Below are 16,418 nucleotides of genomic sequence, written 5' to 3'. Positions count from 1 at the left end.
AGCGCCAGGAGTCACGGCTGGGACCGGCGCACCGTGGAGTCGCGAGCGCGAGGGCAGGTCGGTTGCCAGGAGAGGTCGCCGAACCCGTTCGTGCTGCGCGGGTTGGCGGTGTCCGTGTCAGTGCGCGATGAGCGGCGTGCCGTCCGAGATGGGTTCGTCGCGGGGGTGTGAGGACACATCTCGAGGGGGCAACGGGAGGGACTCCGCGCGGCTCAACGACAGCGGTCCCTCGGCACGGATGATGACCCAGTGGGACTGAGGCGAGACTCTCATCGCCACGCTGTTGGGGCTCAGCCATCGAAGCTCGGGCCGATAGGTTGCCACGGGCGTCACCGTCACGGGGCCCCCGGTGGTCCAGAGACTCGCGCTCACCTCGACCTTGGGTGTCTCGCGAGGCACGGGAGCCGACGCGCTCACGGTGGTGTGTAGCGCCTGGGCGGGAGACATGGACGCGCTCGCGGTGGTGTGCAGCACTGTCGTGCGAGACAGGGGCGGGCTCGCGGTGGCGTGCAGCGCCTGGGCGGGAGACCGGAGTGCGTTCGCGGTGGCCGTTGCTGCCTGCGCGGGAGACAGGGGCGCGATTGTAGTGGTGCGTGGTGCCTGGGCGAGAGAAAGGGGCACGCTGCCGGTGGTGTGCAGTGCCTGAGCGGGAGACAGGGGCGCGATTGTAGTGGCGCGTGGTGCCTGGGCGGGAGACAGGGGCACGCTGCCGGTGGCGTGCAGTATCTGAGCGGGAGACAGGGGCGCGATCGTAGTGGTGCGTGGTGCCTGAGCCGGAGACACGGCCGCGCTCATGGTGGCAGTTGCTGCCTGCGCGGGAGACAGGGGCGCGATCGTACTGGCGCGTGGTGTCTGAGCCGGAGACACGGCTGCGCTCATGGTGGCAGTTGCTGCCTGCGCAGGAGACAGGGGCGCGACTGTAGTGGTGCGTGGTGCCTGGGCAGGAGCCCGAGGTGCGCTCGCGGTGGCAGGCAGTGTCTGAGCGGGAGACAGGGGCGCGATCGTAGTGGCGCGTGGTGCCTGAGCGGGAGACAGAGACGTGCTTGCGGTGGCGTGAGGTGCCTGCGTGGGAGACACGGCCGCGCGCATAGGTGTCGTTGATGCCTGCGCGGGAGACAGGGGCGCAATCGTAGTGGCGCGTGGTGCCTGAGCGGGAGTCGGGAGCACGCCTGTCCGCGGAGCCGTGGTGTCCCGTGCCGCGACGAGCGTCCCGCGCACCACGGGCACGGCGATTTCACGCGGCGCCTCCACCTGTCGTGGCGCGACCGCACCGCGCGGCGGAAACGAACTCGGCATCGTCGGTGCGGAGGGCACGGGTGCCCGAGTCGCGGGCCCAGGAGGCTTCACCTTCACGGGCGCAATGGCCGGCGCCGAGGGCAGCGGCCCCGGCACTCGAGTCTCTTCCGCGGCTCGCAGCACGAAAGGAGGCGGCGGAGGAGGCGGTGTCTTCACTCGCGCGTCCGTGGTGCGCGGAGCCACCGCCACCGGGGCCTCGCTCACTGTGACGAGCCCCGCCGCGTGACTGTAGAGCCGCTCGTCCTCCAGCGCCGTCGAGGGCGGCAGCGACGCCTGTCCCATGCGCGTGAAGTCCGACAGGAGCACCGGGTCCCTCGGGTCCAGCTCCAGCGCCGCGCGAAGCGACGCGCGGGCCCGCGCCTCACAGCCCTGCGCGAGCAACAGCTCCGCCGCCGTGCGATACGACGCGATGGCGGCCTGCCGGTCCCCTGTGCGGCGACAGATTTCCGCGTGACGTACCCGAGCGTTCGGGTCCTTGGGCACCATCCGAAGGATGCGCGAATGGACCTCCGCGCATTCGGCGTACCGCTCCTGGACGAACAACAACTGCGCGGCTTCCTTCAACGCTCTCAACTGGGCCTGTGCGCGCTCGCTCATCGTCCTGTCCTCCGGAACGGATGCCCTGCGGGGGAAAGCAGGCGGCATGCCGTGGCGCCCGCGCACGCTCGAACGGTCCACTGTCCACCGGAGACACTGGCTCATGGCGCGAAAGCCCGTCTTCGAGCGAGCATCCACCGGAGACTCCAGGGCGAGGCGAGACGCGCATCGAGGCTCGCGACCTAAGGGAGAGCCTGTAGAAAAGGCGCCCCGCGCTGTAACAATGAAAGCCCGGTGTGTACCGGCGGTGGCCCGTTCCGAGGTGTGCATGTCGAAGCAGCACAGCCGCTCGCACCTCTTCGTCCAGCACCTGCCACCCGCCGCCCGTCGCTGCGCGGAGGTGCCCGGACTGGAGGCCCTGCTGGAGTCGTGGGTGTCCACCGGACGACACACGTGGCCGGACGTGGTGCTTCCCGAAGAGGACTTCCTCCGCCATGTCGCCCAGCGGCTCGTGCCGGGCCAGGAGCCCGTGGACACGCTCGCCGCCGTGCCCGTGTCGGACCTCTATCTGGCCTGTGCCTGCGCGCGAGGACTGCCCGCGGCCCACGCGGCCCTGGAGCGGCACTTCTTCCCCAAGGTGGCCAGTGCCATCTCTCGGGTGCGGGGTGGCGGCGTGGACGCGAAGGAAGTGCTCCAGCAACTGCGTCAGCGACTCCTGGTCCCCGCCCAGGACGGCGCCGAGCCGAGAATCGCCGAGTACCAGGGAGGAGGTCCGCTGGCGGCCTGGCTGCGCGCGGCGGCGGTGCGGACGGCGCTCAACCTCCAACGCGCGGAGGGCCGGCGTGCGCGCGCGGAGGAGGACGGGGACGGGACGATGTTCGAGCGGGTGGGCGAGGCCGGCCGGGACATCGAGCTGGACTACCTCCGCCGACGTCACCAGCAGGACTTCCGTGACGCCCTGTCGGGAGCGCTGGCGACCCTGTCCGCCCGGGAGCGCACCGTGCTGCGGCTGCACGTCGTGGACGGGGTGAGCCTGGAGTCCATTGGCGTCATGTACCGGGCGCACAAGTCCACGGTGTCGCGCTGGATGTCGCAAGCGAGGCAGACGGTGCTGGTGGGCGTGCGGGAGCGGCTCGCGGAGCGCCTCCAGTTGTCGTCGGGCGAGCTGCACAGTCTGATGCACGCGGTGCGCAGCCAGCTCGACATGAGCCTGTCGGGGTTGCTGCGCGGCGAGCCCGGGACCGGATAGACCCAGAGGCCCTCTCCACTTTTTTCGCGGTCCGCGTGCAACACGCCACGGGGAGCGGTGTCACCGGAATGAAGGCGGGGCAAACGCGCCTCGGTTCACTCAAGGAAGGACACACCTCATGCGGAACGGACTGGTGGGATTCACGTTGATGGCGCTGGTGGGCACGAGCGCGGCGGCGGAAGAGCGCATCGAACTCAAGCCGGGCGAGCAGCGAGTGCTCGACCTGAAGGACCTGACGCGGGTGGCGCTGGGAAACGTCAATACGGCGGAGGTGAAGACGCTGGGCAAGGGGCAGCTTGAAGTCACCGGCAGGGAGGCGGGCACCACGAAGCTGCTGGTGTGGAAGAAGAGCGGCGAGCGGCTGGAGTATTCCATCGTCGTGACGGACGGCGCCGCGAAGGAGAAGTAGGCCGCGCGGCGGGTGTGTCGTGGCGCATGGGGAGGAGGGCCCGAGTCCTTGCCGGGCCCCTCTCTCCTTCCTTCTAGGGGGGCGAGGTGGTGAAGTTGCGACGCACGCACATGAGCCCGCTGCCCACTTCCGCGTCCCCGGCGTGTCCGGATGAGAACGCGCTCGCCGGCTTCGCGAGTGGCGTGTTGCCTCCGGCGGATGTCCCGGGGATGGCCGCGCACCTGGACGTCTGCGAGGACTGTCGAGCGCTGGTCGCCGCGGTGGCGGCCGAAGCCTCCGCGCCGAATCCAGGCGGGCTGTCCCAGGGGCCCACGCGGCTGGACTCGAGGGTGCCATCCCTGGAAGGGGAGAAGCCGGGCGCCGCGGGAGAACTCCTGCTCGAAGGGACGCGACTGGGGCCCTATGTCCTGCGCGAGCTGCTGGGCGTGGGAGGCATGGGCGTGGTGTACGCGGCGGAGGACCCGAGGCTGGAGCGAAGGGTCGCGGTGAAGCTGCTGCGTCCCCTCCGCGAGGGCATCGAGGGTGAGAATCGGGTGCGCCTGTCGCGAGAGGCGCAGGCGATGGCGCGCCTGTCCCATCCCAACGTGCTGCCTGTCTTCGAGCTGGGCTCGGTGGATGGACGGGACTACCTGGCGATGGAGTGGGTGGAGGGAACGACGCTCGCGGGCTGGCTGCGCGAGCGGGAACGTCCCTGGCGTGACGTGCTGGAGTTGTTCCTCGCGGCCGGAGCGGGGCTGGTTGCCGCGCATCAACAGGGGCTGGTCCACCGCGACTTCAAGCCGGCCAACGTGCTGGTGGGCAGGGATGGACGTCCTCGTGTGACGGACTTCGGTCTCGCCCGTCGGTGGCGGCGCGAAGACAGTGATGCACGCGCCGCCGCCGAGGTCTCCACGACGACGCTGCCGCTCGCGACGGACCAGGAGGAGACGGCGCTCACGCGAGAGGGCACCACGCCGGGCACGCCCGCGTACATGTCACCCGAGCAGCGCCAGGGCAGGACCGTGGACGCGCGAAGTGACCAGTACAGCTTCTGTGTCGCGCTCTACGAAGCCCTCCACGGCGAGCGTCCCGTCAGGTTGTCGAAGCGGACTTCCGTCGAGGCTCGCGGCAAGAAGGGCCCCAGGTTGCCGGCGCACGTGCGGGCCGCGCTGGCGCGAGGGCTCGCGAGTGAACCGGAGGCACGCCACCCCTCGATGGAGGCCTTGCTCCAGGCGCTCTCCGGGCCCTCGTCCGTGAGCAAGAAGTGGCTGGGGGGCATGGCGCTCGTGCTGGTGGTGCTCCTCGGAGCGGGCACGTGGGCGCGGGCGTGGCTCCAGCCGGAGTTCGCTCCGAAAGAGAGCGAGGCCTTCCTGTCGGAGGTGGAGTCCGTGCGGAAGGCCAGCGGCAACGTCTTCTTCCCGATGCTGCTTGGGGAAGCGCGCAAGCTGGAGCTGCCCGGACTCAGTCGCGTCGCCATCGGGCGCTCGGACCTCGTCGAAATCCAGTCCGTGGAGAACGGGTTGTTGCTCGCGCCGCTCTCCACCGGCGCCACCCACCTGCTGGTCTGGACCCGCGATGGGAAGAGGGGGCTCTACACCGTGTCTGTCACGAGCCCCTGACCCACGCTTTCAAGGTCACGCGGTGACACGGGCCCGACGGGAACACCGTCGGGCCGCATCGTCACAGCCTTCGCGGAAGCTACGCGGGCCACGGTGACAGCATCTGCGTCTCGTACTTCCCGAGCAGGGCGTGCGTCGCGCGCGCCGCGGCTTCGACCTCGGCGTGGCCGAGTCCCTTGGGCAGCGTCGAGCTGACCGTGGGGAACGGCCCGTCGAACACGAGCAGGTTCTCCAGCTCCAGCGGGTCGTTCTGGAGGTCGTAGAGCTCCCACTGGTCGGCGTGCTCGCCCGACGGGTCCCACGTTCGAGAGAGCTTCCAGCGCGGCGTGCGCACGCACCGGACGTGGTTGGGCTGGCACACCGCGCCGGGCTTGAGGTCCGGCACCTTGCCCGTCTTCGTGGTGCCTTCGCGCAGGGCGTCGACGGAGCGCGTGAACACGGCGAACAGCGCATCATCGTGCGCCTGGTGCGGGTCGCCGGTGTGCGGCAGCGTCTCCGTAATCTCGTCGTCGGTGATGAAGAGCACTCCGGCGCGAGGCGTGCCATCGGGCTCCGTCACGGTGTCGGTCTCTCCGCGCGCCAGCGGGCTCAGGTCCGCGCCGACGAAGGGAGGCACCGGGCGGTGGAGGCGCAGGTCGGTGCGAATCGCGTCGAGCGCGGCGCCTTCGATGCCCGCGAGCCCCAGGAGCGTGGGCAGCACGTCCACGTGGCTGCTGAGCGCTTCAATCTGCCGCGTCTCCGGAGCGACGTCCTTCTCCACGGGGAACTGGACGACGAGGGGCACGTGCAGCGCCTCCTGATAGGCGGTGTGCCACTTCTCCATCATGTAGCCGTGCGAGCCGGCGTACTCGCCATGGTCGGAGAGGAACATCACGAGGGTGTTCTCGCGCAGGCCGCTCTCGTCCAGCGTCCGCAGCACCTGGGCGATGTGCGCGTCCACCACGTGGATGAGCCACGTGTAGTACTGGTTGAAGCGCAGCGTGGACACGTCCGGGGCGGCCGTGAGCTGGAAGGGGATGCCCGAGTTGAGGGTGACGGCGACAGGGTCGATGTTCTCGTTCGCCTGATGCAGGACGAGCCCCGTCTTGGCCGCGAGCGCCAGGCCCATCTTGTATGCGTAGTCGCGCTGACAGCTCGGCTTGTTGACGAGCGAGTCGTGCACGTTGGGAGGCAGGTGCGCGTTCTCCTGCGGAAAGTCCTGGGGATTGAGGAAGAAGGAGAGGCTCCCCGAGACAGGAGTCACGGAGCGCGCCGTCTGTGTCGGCACGTGCAGCGGGCCCAGCGGGCGCGATTCGGAGTCCAACTGCCGGGGCAGGATGGGATACGTCGCGATGTCGTGGGGGTTGGTGAAGGACGCGACGGCGAGCCACGGCTGCGGCTCGGTGGAGGGCGCTTCGCCGAGCGGGGCCGTATAGGACTGCTGGGCGAGCGCGCGGTTGTAGGGCTGACCCAGCGCCATCCTGCGCAGGAAGGTGCAGGCCAGGTCCGCGAAGCCGATGTCGCGGAAGGTGCCCAGGTTGTTGACGGAGGAGCCGTGCGGCTCCGGATACGACAGCTCCCAGTCATCGAAGCCGTACTGCTTCAGCGAGTGGTCCGGTGGATTGCTGACGTGCCACTTGCCGAAGTAGTGCGTGTGGTAGCCGGCCTTCTGGAACCAGTGGCCGATGGTGGGAATCCCATCGGGCTCCAGCCAGGGGAACGCCGAGGCGTCGCCGCTCTTGAACAGGCCGTCCGTCTGCGTGACGCCGGTGCGCGTGCCGTACTGGCCCGTGTAGATGGCGGCGCGGCTGGGGATGCAGGCCGAGGTCGCGATGGTGTGGTTGCGGAAGACAGCGGCGTTCTTCCGCAGCGCGGTGAAGCCGGGGAAGTACTTCCGGTAGGGATTGTCCTCACCGCCCTCGTCGATGAAGCCGAGGATGTCCTTGATGCCGGGAAGGAAGCCTCCCTCCGGGCCATAGGCGAACCGGGGGAACATCAGCTGGTCCACCGTCAGCAGGAGGATGTTGGGGCGCGAGGCTTGGGTCATGGGTTCTCCGGGACGCCAGGAGGGAGCAAGGCTGGCGCCCGGAGTTGCACCCACCGTGCCCGTGCGCGCGGAGCGGCTTGCTGTCCAAGGTCCGGGGGCCTCACCCGACGCGCGGCGTAGCGATGGAACGCGGCTGCGTTCGCCTCGGACGCGGCGCGCGGGAGAGGAGGGGACTCACGCCGTCGAAGCCTCGGTGCGGCGGTGGCCCGCGAACGGAAGCTCGGCCCGGTGACACGTCGTCCGTTCGCGGTCTTCGAGCCCGTGGTGCGGTCAGCGTCCGCCGCGCGGAGCCTGTCGCGCCTGACGCGGCGTCTCCTGGCCCAGCAGGCGGTATGCGCTCTGGCGGTGTTGCTGGAGCTGGGGCAGCAGGTTGTCGAGCATCGTCTTCAGCGCGGTGTTGTCGACGAACTGCTGTTGTCCGGCCATCACCTTGGCGATGACCACGTCATGGTCGCTCACCATGGCCGCGAGGAACGCGCGGTCGAACGCGGGGCCCTGGAGCGCCTGGAGCTTCTCCATCGTCGCGTGCTCCGCGCCCTGCATCGCCTTGGCGAGCGACGAGTCCGCCTTCGGCTCTCCCAACTGGAGCTTCTTCGTCTTCGCGAACGCGAGCAGGTTCTCATCGGCCTGTCCGTGCTCGCGCTCCATGCGGGCACCAAAGTCCTTCACCGCCTGGGAGCCGCCGTTCTTCTGCGCGAGCTTCCCCATCTGGACTTCCATCTGGTTCGCGTGGTGCAGCTCCTCCAGGAAGGCCTTCTCCTCGGTGGGGATGGGCAGCAGGCCCTCGCGCATCCACTTCGCGGCCTGCGCGTCGGGCTGCCCGGAGCCGCCCGTGCCGGGCCAGGCGCTCGGGTCCTTCTGGATGTCTTCTCCATGGTCGATGGCGTCCGCCTCGCCCATGCGAATCATGCCCTGGCTGTCACCGGTGCCATTGTTCTGCGTCGTCGGTGTGTCCGACGCCTTCGCGTCCTGGTTGTCCTGCGCCCCCGCGGTGCCACCCAGCACCAGCGAACCCACGAGCATCCAACCGTGCCATCGCATCATCGCCAGCCTCCCGAGAGTGGAACTCCAGGAGGCAAGGTGGCGATGGGGAAGCGCCGGTGGCCAGGGAACACCAGGGGAGCGGACAGGGGCTCCGTCCCCGGAAGGGCCCCGAGCCTCAGGGCTCCGCGAGCAGGAACAGGGCGTGCGCGCTGGCGATGGGACGGGTGCGGTCGTCCTGCCAGGCCTCGACGCGGACGTTGGCCACGCGGCGGCCCTGGCGGGTGATGAAGGCGCGCGCGAAGGTGTCCTGCGCCTTGCCCGAGCGCAGGAAGTCCACGGTGATGGAGATGACCTTGGGCACGCGCGGCGTCTCCGTCTGGAGCAGCAGCTCGAAGATGGCGGACGACTCCAGGAGCGCGCCCAGCGTGCCGCCGTGCAGCGCGGGGATGAAGCTGTTGCCGATGAGCTTGGGCGTGTAGCGCATCCGGCAGAGCATCTCCCCGGCCAGGTTCTCCACGCCGATGCCCATGAAGCGCGTGTAGGGGATGGCGTCGGTGAGCTGGCCGTACTCGCGCGTCTTGCGCACGTGGTGCACCAGCTCGGCGAGGGCGGAGGGGGACTTGGCGTCACTCACGTCATTCCTCCAGCCGCATGAAGGTGCCCTGCGCGGAGGCCACCGGATTGCTCTTGTCACCCTGGTGTACGAGCGCGCGGACGAAGGCAATCTGTCGCGTGCTGCGATAGCACTCGGCCACGGCGATGAGGGAGACGTGGGGGCGGGCGGGGCGCAGGTAGTCGATGCGCAAATCCAACGTGACGAGCGGCTGGATGCGACCCAGCTTGAGGATGACGGCGGAGCCGCAGGCCGCGTCGATGAGCGTCGTGACGGCGCCGCCGGCGATGACGCCCGTCTCCGGGTTGCCGACGAGGAAGTCCGCGTAGGGCAGCTCGACGGTGGCCTCGGCGGGGCCGATGTCCAGGAGCTTCAGGCCCAGCGCGTGGTTGTGGGGGACGATGTCCGAGTAGAACAGGGCGGCGCGTTCCATCCGCTCGGCCTTGTCTTCGGGAAGGGTGAAGTCCGACATGGGGAGCGGATAACAGAATCAGGTCCGGATGGCGCGTGACGTTTCGCGTCGAGCCTTTGTCGGCCGCTCAGGAAGAGGGCTGCCCGGTCCCCTGTTCACGCTCGTCGAGCCTGTCTGCCCTGGGCCGGGTAGTCTCCCCGCCCCGCACGGCCGTGTCTCGCGCAGTCCCCCATCACGAGGACCTCCGGTGAAACGACTGACCTCCGCCCTCTGCGTCGCCCTGCTGGTACCGGGCACGCTCTTCGCCGCGCAGCCCGTGGCGACCCCTCCCTCCGCTCGGCAGGATCCGCTGCCTGCTCCCCAGAAGAAGGACGAGGCCGCGCGCGAAGCCGGCCGCGCCGTGGAGGTGGACCCCAACGCGCCGTCCGCCGAGCCGGGTGCGAAGGAGGACAAGGAGAAGGACGCCTGGAAGGTGGACGCTCCCGGCTTCCCCGCGAGGCAGGTGGACATCGACGTCACCGAGGGGACGTGGATGAACGTGGATGTGAGCCCGAGCGGGGACGAGCTCGTCTTCGACCTCCTGGGCGACATCTACGTGTTGCCGCTGGCGGGCGGCGAGGCGCGCGCGCTCACCTCCGGTGTCGCGTGGGACATGCAGCCGCGCTTCAGCCCGGACGGCAAGTCCATCGCCTTCACCAGCGACAGGGGTGGCGGCGACAACATCTGGGTGATGAAGCGGGATGGCTCGGACGCGAAGCCGGTGACGCAGGAGAAGTTCCGCCTGCTCAACAGCCCCGCGTGGAGCCCGGACGGACAGTTCCTCATCGCGCGCAAGCACTTCACCTCGCGGCGCTCGCTGGGCGCGGGTGAGGTGTGGATGTATCACCGCTCCGGCGGCGAGGGCGTGCAGCTCACCGAGCGCGCCAACGAGCAGAAGGACCTGGGCGAGCCGGTGTTCTCTCCCGACGGCCGCTACGTCTACTTCAGCCAGGACGTCACGCCGGGCAAGACGTTCGAATACAACAAGGACCCCAACGGCGAGATTTACGCCATCCAGCGGTTGGATGTGGAGACGAAGGAGATTGACCCGTTCGTCTCCGGGCCGGGTGGCTCCATCCGTCCGACGCCGTCGCGGGATGGCAAGCAGCTGGCGTTCATCCGCCGGGTGCGGACGAAGTCGGTGCTCTACGTCACGGACGTGGCCTCCGGCGCGGAGCGCCCGCTGTACGACGGGCTGGACAGGGACATGCAGGAGACGTGGGCCATCCACGGCGTGTATCCGACGCTGGCGTGGACGCGGGACGACAAGGCGATTGTCTTCTGGGCGGGCGGCAAGCTGCAGCGCCTGGATGTGGCGACGAAGAAGCTGACGCCCATCCCCTTCCACGTGAAGGGCACGCGGACGATTTTCGAGGCGGTGCGCTCGCCGCAGGCCGTCGCGCCGGAGCGCTTCGCCACGAAGATGCTGCGCTGGGTGCAGGTGTCTCCGAAGGGAGACCGCGTGGTGTACCAGTCGCTGGGCAAGCTCTACGTGAAGGAGCTTCCGGGCGGCGCGCCGAAGCGGCTGACGAAGCAGGAGGACCACCTGGAGTTCTATCCGTCGTTCTCTCGCGACGGGCGCTCCATCGTCTACACGACGTGGGATGACGAGAAGCTGGGCGCCATCCGCGTGGTGTCCGCGACGGGCGGCGAGGGCAAGGTGGTGACGTCGAAGCCGGGCTACTACGTGGAGCCGTCACTGAGCCCGGATGGCAAGTCGCTGGTGTACCGCGCGACGGGAGATGGCTACCTGATGCCGGGGCAGTGGAGCCGGGAGACGGGCCTCTTCGTGCAGCCCGCGTCGGGTGGCACGCCGCGCAGGCTGGCGCGGGATGGCGAGCAGCCGCACTTCGGGGCGCGCTCGGACCGCGTGTACTTCCTGCATGTGGAGCACAAGGAGAAGGAGGACGTGCGCTCGCTGAAGAGCGTGGGCCTGGATGGCGGCGAGGAGCGCACGCACGTGACGAGCGCGGAGGCGACGGAGCTGCGCGTCTCGCCGGATGAGCGGTGGGTGGCGTTCCGGGAGAACTTCAACGCCTTCGTCACGCCCTTCCCGAAGGGCGCCAAGGCGGCGACGGTGGGGCCCGAGGCGAAGGCGCTGCCGGTGGCGAAGGTGAGCCGCGACGCGGGTGAGTACCTGCACTGGTCCGGCGACAGCAAGAGCCTGCACTGGGCGCTGGGGCCGGAGCTCTTCACGCGGGAGCTGAAGCAGTCCTTCTCCTTCGTGGACGGCGCGCCGGAGAAGCTGCCCGCGGTGCCGGAGAAGGGCGTGGACCTGTCCTTCCAGGTGAAGGCGGACGCGCCGGAGGGCACGCTGGCGCTGGTGGGCGGCCGGGTCATCACCATGAAGGGTGACGAGGTCATCGAGCAGGGCGTGGTGGTGGTGCGCGGCAACCGCATCATCGCGGTGGGACCGGTGGGCAAGGTGCAGGTGCCCGCGGGTGCGAAGGTCGTGGACGTGAAGGGCAAGACGCTGATGCCGGGGCTGGTGGATGTGCACTGGCACGGGGCCATGGGCGTGGAAGGCCTGATGCCCGAGCAGAGCTGGGTGCAGGCGGCGTCGCTGGCCTTCGGGGTGACGACGCTGCATGACCCGTCGAACTCCTCGGAGGAGGTCTTCGCGGCGAGTGAGCTGGGCCGGGCCGGAGCGCTCATCTCTCCGCGCATCTTCTCCACGGGCACGATTCTGTATGGCGCGGCGGGGGTGGGGTACCGCACGCCGATTGAAACGCTGGACGACGCGCGCTCGCACCTGCGGCGGATGAAGGCGATGGGGGCCTTCAGCGTGAAGAGCTACAACCAGCCTCGGAGAGACCAGCGGCAGAAGGTGCTCCAGGCGGCGCGGGAGCTGAACATGTTGGTGGTGCCGGAGGGCGGCTCGCTGCTCCAGCACAACCTGACGATGGTGGTGGATGGGCACACGGGCGTGGAGCACGCGATTCCGGTGGCGCGCATCTACGCGGACGTGAAGCAGCTCTGGGGCAAGAGCGGCACGGGCTACACGCCGACGCTCGGCGTGGCGTACGGCGGCAACTGGGGCGAGAACTACTGGTACCAGAAGACGAACGTCTGGCAGGACGAGCGACTGTTGTCCTTCGTGCCGCGCCGGGTGGTGGACTCGCGCAGCCGTCGGCGGACGATGGTGCCGGATGACGAGCTCAACCACGTGGACGCGGCGAGGACGGCGCGCGAGCTGAACGACGCGGGCGTCAACGTGCAGTTGGGCGCGCATGGTCAGCGCGAGGGCCTGGCGGCGCACTGGGAGCTGTCGATGTTCGGTCAGGGCGGGATGAAGCCCTTGCAGGCGCTGCGCGCGGGGAGCCTGGGCGGAGCGCGCTACCTGGGCATGGATGGGGAATTGGGCTCGCTGGAGGAGGGCAAGCTCGCGGACCTCATCGTGCTGGACAAGAACCCGCTGGAGGACCTGATGAACAGCCGCTCGGTGCGCTTCACCATGGTGAACGGCCGGCTGTTCGACGCGGCCACGCTCAACGAGGTGGGGACGCGGCAGCGGCAGCGCGCGAAGTTCTACTTCGAGAAGGACGGCAACGAGGGCTGGAGCCCCAAGGCCACCGCGCACACGCACACGCACGAGTGCGACTGAGCGTCGGGTGATGTGACTCGGGCTCCGGGGGCGAGAGTGTCCCTGGAGCCCGAGACCGCTCCGGCCGGAAAAGGCCACCCGCGAGCGCTCCCGTGCTTTCCGTCTATTCGCGGTTTGTCGGCTTTGTCTTGAAGATAGGTGTAGTCCTTCCTAGATTGCCCGAGCACCGTCGGTGGGCACCTGGGGAGGCCGTGGAAGATGTGGGTGAACGCGCAAGGGCCAGGGGTCGCGCTGGCCATCGCCGCCCTGGGGGTGTGCGGGTGCTCGTCGCCGCAAGTGGCTGACCCCGACATCGTGCGTCCCGCGCCGGGAGCGCCGTTCCTGGACAAGCTCCCGGGGCCAATGCTGGGGCCGTTCAGCTCGCCCTCCAGCGCCCTGCTCGCGGCCTGCCGGAAGATTCTCACGAAGCCCCACTCGAGCGCGGGTGCTCGGGACCACCAGGACTTCGATATCCGGTGGCGTGTCTCCAGTGAGTACTGCGCCTGGATGTATTACACGCCGGACCAGCAATACGTCGTGAGCAAGCTGACGGACCAGTCGCGAGTCGACCCGTTGCAGCGGAGCAAGAGCTGTCTGCTCCCCTCCTGGGTGGATGACCCCCGCTATCCGCCCGACGCCATCCGATACATCTACGCCCTGCACAACCATCCCTATGGCAGCAGCCTGACGGAGAACGACATCCGGTTCATTGTCTCGGAGGGGCTCGCGCATGGCTTCGAGAGCGAGACGAAGGATGGGCGCTTGCGGCTCTCCGTCGTCGCCTTCTTCTCCCGGAACGCAGCGGAGCCTTCGTGTGACGGCTTCCACCAGTACATCCCGCTGACCGGGCAGTTGTTGAAGTGGTCTCGCAGTGGGGCGAACTGGCAGTGCGAACAGACGGGCTCGGTGCGCTGGTCGGACGCTGATACACGAACGTTCTCGGTCCAGAAAGGAAGCGCGCCGTGCGAAAGGAGCCATACACCATGAAACATCTGCTCCTTCCGCTGCTGGTGCTCCTGTCGAGCTGCGTCCGGCATGCGGGCGCGCGCACCGCGAATCCGCCTGAGGACCCGTCCATCCAGTTCCCGGAGGCGCTGGGACAGGACGCCATCTCCCTGGGCGCGGAGGGACAGGCCTATGTCCTGGATGGCGCGATGCTGGGCGCGCTCTCGATTGCCGCCGAGGACCTCCTGCCGTTGGAGTCGCGCGGGCGCTCGTGCTGGAACCGGCAGGAGTCGTACCTCTATCGCGTGCTCCGACAGGGGGACGTGTTCTTCGTGAGCATCTCCGCGAACCCCTCCGCGTGCGGAGCGGAGCCCCGGATGTTGGATGGCGGCGCCGCGTACGCCATTGGAATGGATGGGCGCATCCTCCGACGCCGCTTCGACGGAGCGCAGGAGCCGTTGTCGCCGGATGCGGGAACGGAGCCTGATTCGGGCATGTCCCCGGACGCCGGTATCCCCGTGGGCGATACGACGTGGGGCAAGCCGCTCCAGCCTGTTCCCTCCTGGTGGACGGATGGCGGCACGGATGCGGGAGCGGCGCCCCGCTGAATCGGGCGTGACGGCCCCGGGGAGGCGTGTGGCCCCCGGAGCCGGTGTGCTGCCGCGAGTCAGGGGATGAGGGTCAGCGCCAGCGTCTGGAGGGCCGTGTACTGAGGAAGCCCCTCAGGGGAGGCGCAGGCATTCTCCAGGTCGGCGGTGACGAAGGTCAGGGTGCGCACGGCGGTGGCTCCCGCGTACTTGCCGGAGACGACCGTGCCAATCTGGGCTGTCTCCTTCACGGAGGAACCTCCGCTGATGACGACCTGGGTGAGCGAGAGCTGAGACGTCTCTCCGGTGTTCCAGACGATGTTCACCGTGCCGCCGCGGATGCCGAGCAGGTCATCGCAGGCGAGGCCCGGTCGGAGCGCGGCGGGGAAGTTCGTGGTGCCGGACGTCACGGGGCTGGTCAGCAGGGAGATGCAGTTGGTGAGGCTGCCGACGCCTGAGACAGTCGTGTCCTGCGGGGTGTTGGTGAGGGGCGGTGAGAAGGAGATGGTCGTCGTCCCAAGCAGACATGTCACGGTGCCGAGGAGCGGCGCCTCGCTGGACTCCAGCGTGGATTCGAGCGGAGGCGTCGGTGGGGCGTCGGTGCCACAAGCAGAGAGGGTGCTGGAGATCAGGAAGAACGTCGTGAGCCACAGCCAGGATTGTCGTGCGAGCATGTCCGCCTCGGGGTTGGAGGTGGAGACACCGTAACGGTGCATCGCACGGCGGTCGCACGGGGCTTGGGGACCCTATCGGTTGTGAGTCATCGCGCTTGTACATTCGTCCAACGCGCGGAGCCCGCAGCGTACCCCGCAGGGTGTTTCACGCGGTGGCGCGGGCCGCGAGCTTTCGGGACAGCAGCGCATCGAGCGAGAAGCGCCCGGGCCCCGCGGAGAGCAGCAGTACGGAGACGGCGATGTACAGCGTCGCCAGCTCTGAGGAGCCGGAGCCTCCCGCGCTGCGTCCTCCCGCGCGGACGAGCCAGGTGGGCAGTCCACCGAACGGCTCACCGGGGCCCGTGGTGAGTCCCATCACGCTGAGCCGGATGAACGGGTCGCCAAAGGGAATGTGCGCGATGACGATGCCCACGAGCATCGTCACGGCGACGCCGAGCGTGGCCAGCGGTGTCGCGACTCCCACCATCCACGCCAGGCCTCCGAAGAACTCGGCGGCGGCGCCGAGGAACTGGAGCACGCCGGGCACGGGCGCGCCTTCGCCCATCCACGTGAAGGGTGTCACCATCTTCCCCGCGCCATGCAGGGCCATGAGTCCACCGGTGAGGACCCGCAGCACGAGCAGGCCGGTGGAGAGAGCGCGGTCCGCGGTGCGCGGGTCGACGAGGATGCGAGACAGGGTGTGGGTCATCGGGACTTCTCCGGGGAATCGTTTTCCAGCAGCGACAGGGCGAAGCGCAGGGAGGAGCGGACGAGCGCGGAGTCGGGCTCCGTCTTGCCCACCACGCTCATCCCCTGCACGAGCACGACGAGGTGCGCGGCCAGCTCCCGCGCGTCATGCCGTCGACTGAGGAGTCCCTGCTCCTGGGCTTCCAGGATGGCGGGCACCAGCGCGGCGGCGAGCTTGGCGAAGGATTGTCCGACCACGGCACGAACCTCGGGGTCATGCGGCGCGACCTCCGCCGCGGTGTTGGCGAGCAGGCAGCCACGCGTCCGTCCTGGCCCTGTGCAGCCCTTGCCGCGCACGCGCAGGTAGTGCTCCAGGCCGGCGCGAGGGTCGGCGCCGTGGGACAGCAGCTCTCGAATCTGCACGGCGCTCTGGTCCGCGTAGCGGCGCAGCGAGGCGAGGAACAGCGCGCGCTTGTCACCGAAGGCTGCGTAGAGGCTGCCCTTCAGGACACCTGTTCCCGCCTCGAGGTCTCGGACCGACACGGCGTGGTAGCCGGTCGTCCAGAATTGCTCGATGGCGCGGTCCAGCACCGCGTCCTCGTCGAAAGTCTTGGGTCGCCCCATGCCTGCTCCTCGCGAGACCCGGAGGCCCCGCGCGTTCTTGGACGCTCGTTCAAATAATGATTGTTGGACGAGTGGTCAAGTTCAAGTGGAGTCGGATGGAAGGCAAACGGACTCACGGGGGGGAGGTGTCGAAACAGCCCACCCTGGATGTGGGCATGTCCGAGAGGGGTTTACAC

At 69.0% G+C, this 16,418-nt stretch carries 14 protein-coding genes; 6 read left to right on the top strand and 8 right to left on the bottom strand.

Going from position 1 to position 16,418, the window contains the following annotated elements; translation table 11 throughout:
* Positions 1-117 precede the first annotated feature (117 nt).
* Positions 118-1,893, bottom strand: a complete 1,776-nt coding sequence (locus HUA76_RS06680) for a bacterial transcriptional activator domain-containing protein (protein ID WP_174460316.1) — start codon at positions 1,891-1,893, stop codon at positions 118-120.
* 268 nt (positions 1,894-2,161) lie between these two features.
* Between HUA76_RS06680 and HUA76_RS06675 the strand changes: the two genes are divergently transcribed.
* The 3 genes from HUA76_RS06675 to HUA76_RS06665 all read left to right on the top strand — a co-directional run bounded on the left by HUA76_RS06675 (position 2,162) and on the right by HUA76_RS06665 (position 5,089).
* The gene (locus HUA76_RS06675) at positions 2,162-3,082 is read left to right on the top strand and encodes a sigma-70 family RNA polymerase sigma factor (protein ID WP_174460315.1); all 921 of its coding nucleotides are present in this window, start codon (positions 2,162-2,164) and stop codon (positions 3,080-3,082) included.
* A 118-nt stretch (positions 3,083-3,200) separates the two neighbouring features.
* Positions 3,201-3,491, top strand: a complete 291-nt coding sequence (locus tag HUA76_RS06670) for a pilus assembly protein N-terminal domain-containing protein (RefSeq protein WP_174460314.1) — start codon at positions 3,201-3,203, stop codon at positions 3,489-3,491.
* 89 nt (positions 3,492-3,580) lie between these two features.
* Positions 3,581-5,089, top strand: a complete 1,509-nt coding sequence (locus HUA76_RS06665; RefSeq protein ID WP_371823431.1) for a protein kinase — start codon at positions 3,581-3,583, stop codon at positions 5,087-5,089.
* A gap of 79 nt (positions 5,090-5,168) precedes the next feature.
* Here HUA76_RS06665 and HUA76_RS06660 read toward each other — a convergent pair whose 3' ends face one another.
* From HUA76_RS06660 to HUA76_RS06645, 4 genes are all read right to left on the bottom strand, one after another.
* Complete coding sequence (locus tag HUA76_RS06660; protein WP_174460312.1) at positions 5,169-7,115, bottom strand: sulfatase-like hydrolase/transferase; 1,947 nt, start codon at positions 7,113-7,115, stop codon at positions 5,169-5,171.
* Between the two features lie 270 nt (positions 7,116-7,385).
* Positions 7,386-8,159, bottom strand: coding sequence for a DUF4142 domain-containing protein (locus tag HUA76_RS06655; protein WP_174460311.1), 774 nt, complete (start codon positions 8,157-8,159; stop codon positions 7,386-7,388).
* Positions 8,160-8,274: 115 nt separating this feature from the next.
* Positions 8,275-8,733, bottom strand: coding sequence for a PaaI family thioesterase (locus HUA76_RS06650; RefSeq protein WP_141641894.1), 459 nt, complete (start codon positions 8,731-8,733; stop codon positions 8,275-8,277).
* Between the two features lies 1 nt (position 8,734).
* The gene (locus tag HUA76_RS06645) at positions 8,735-9,184 is read right to left on the bottom strand and encodes a PaaI family thioesterase (RefSeq protein WP_141641895.1); all 450 of its coding nucleotides are present in this window, start codon (positions 9,182-9,184) and stop codon (positions 8,735-8,737) included.
* A gap of 187 nt (positions 9,185-9,371) precedes the next feature.
* Between HUA76_RS06645 and HUA76_RS06640 the strand changes: the two genes are divergently transcribed.
* From HUA76_RS06640 to HUA76_RS06630, 3 genes are all read left to right on the top strand, one after another.
* The gene (locus HUA76_RS06640) at positions 9,372-12,767 is read left to right on the top strand and encodes an amidohydrolase family protein (protein WP_174460310.1); all 3,396 of its coding nucleotides are present in this window, start codon (positions 9,372-9,374) and stop codon (positions 12,765-12,767) included.
* Positions 12,768-12,971: 204 nt separating this feature from the next.
* The gene (locus HUA76_RS06635) at positions 12,972-13,733 is read left to right on the top strand and encodes a hypothetical protein (RefSeq protein WP_371823430.1); all 762 of its coding nucleotides are present in this window, start codon (positions 12,972-12,974) and stop codon (positions 13,731-13,733) included.
* Positions 13,730-14,299 carry a hypothetical protein gene (locus HUA76_RS06630; RefSeq protein ID WP_174460308.1) on the top strand — a complete coding sequence of 190 codons (570 nt, stop codon included), beginning with the start codon at positions 13,730-13,732 and terminating at the stop codon, positions 14,297-14,299. Before HUA76_RS06635 ends, HUA76_RS06630 begins: the two co-directional genes overlap by 4 nt.
* A 59-nt stretch (positions 14,300-14,358) precedes the next feature.
* Here HUA76_RS06630 and HUA76_RS06625 read toward each other — a convergent pair whose 3' ends face one another.
* The 3 genes from HUA76_RS06625 to HUA76_RS06615 all read right to left on the bottom strand — a co-directional run bounded on the left by HUA76_RS06625 (position 14,359) and on the right by HUA76_RS06615 (position 16,242).
* Positions 14,359-14,994 (bottom strand): hypothetical protein, encoded by a 636-nt coding sequence (locus tag HUA76_RS06625; protein ID WP_174460307.1) that lies wholly within the window; start codon positions 14,992-14,994, stop codon positions 14,359-14,361.
* 103 nt (positions 14,995-15,097) lie between these two features.
* Positions 15,098-15,640: a DoxX family protein gene (locus tag HUA76_RS06620; RefSeq protein WP_174460306.1), complete on the bottom strand. Its 543-nt coding sequence runs from the start codon at positions 15,638-15,640 to the stop codon at positions 15,098-15,100.
* Positions 15,637-16,242: a TetR/AcrR family transcriptional regulator gene (locus HUA76_RS06615; protein ID WP_174460305.1), complete on the bottom strand. Its 606-nt coding sequence runs from the start codon at positions 16,240-16,242 to the stop codon at positions 15,637-15,639. The genes HUA76_RS06620 and HUA76_RS06615 overlap by 4 nt, the downstream gene beginning before the upstream one ends.
* Between the last annotated feature and the right edge of the window lie 176 nt (positions 16,243-16,418).

The sequence above is a fragment of the Myxococcus sp. CA056 genome (assembly GCF_013336715.1).
Taxonomy (GTDB): domain Bacteria; phylum Myxococcota; class Myxococcia; order Myxococcales; family Myxococcaceae; genus Myxococcus; species Myxococcus llanfairpwllgwyngyllgogerychwyrndrobwllllantysiliogogogochensis.
This window is presented reverse-complemented; position numbering and strand designations above follow the sequence as displayed.

Coding starts and splice junctions, on each gene's coding strand:
- HUA76_RS06680 (WP_174460316.1), bottom strand. CDS start 1,893: ATGAGCGAGCGCGCACAGGCCCAGTTGAGAGCGTTGAAGGAAGCCGCG.
- HUA76_RS06675 (WP_174460315.1), top strand. CDS start 2,162: ATGTCGAAGCAGCACAGCCGCTCGCACCTCTTCGTCCAGCACCTGCCA.
- HUA76_RS06670 (WP_174460314.1), top strand. CDS start 3,201: ATGCGGAACGGACTGGTGGGATTCACGTTGATGGCGCTGGTGGGCACG.
- HUA76_RS06660 (WP_174460312.1), bottom strand. CDS start 7,115: ATGACCCAAGCCTCGCGCCCCAACATCCTCCTGCTGACGGTGGACCAG.
- HUA76_RS06655 (WP_174460311.1), bottom strand. CDS start 8,159: ATGATGCGATGGCACGGTTGGATGCTCGTGGGTTCGCTGGTGCTGGGT.
- HUA76_RS06645 (WP_141641895.1), bottom strand. CDS start 9,184: ATGTCGGACTTCACCCTTCCCGAAGACAAGGCCGAGCGGATGGAACGC.
- HUA76_RS06630 (WP_174460308.1), top strand. CDS start 13,730: ATGAAACATCTGCTCCTTCCGCTGCTGGTGCTCCTGTCGAGCTGCGTC.
- HUA76_RS06625 (WP_174460307.1), bottom strand. CDS start 14,994: ATGCACCGTTACGGTGTCTCCACCTCCAACCCCGAGGCGGACATGCTC.
- HUA76_RS06620 (WP_174460306.1), bottom strand. CDS start 15,640: ATGACCCACACCCTGTCTCGCATCCTCGTCGACCCGCGCACCGCGGAC.
- HUA76_RS06615 (WP_174460305.1), bottom strand. CDS start 16,242: ATGGGGCGACCCAAGACTTTCGACGAGGACGCGGTGCTGGACCGCGCC.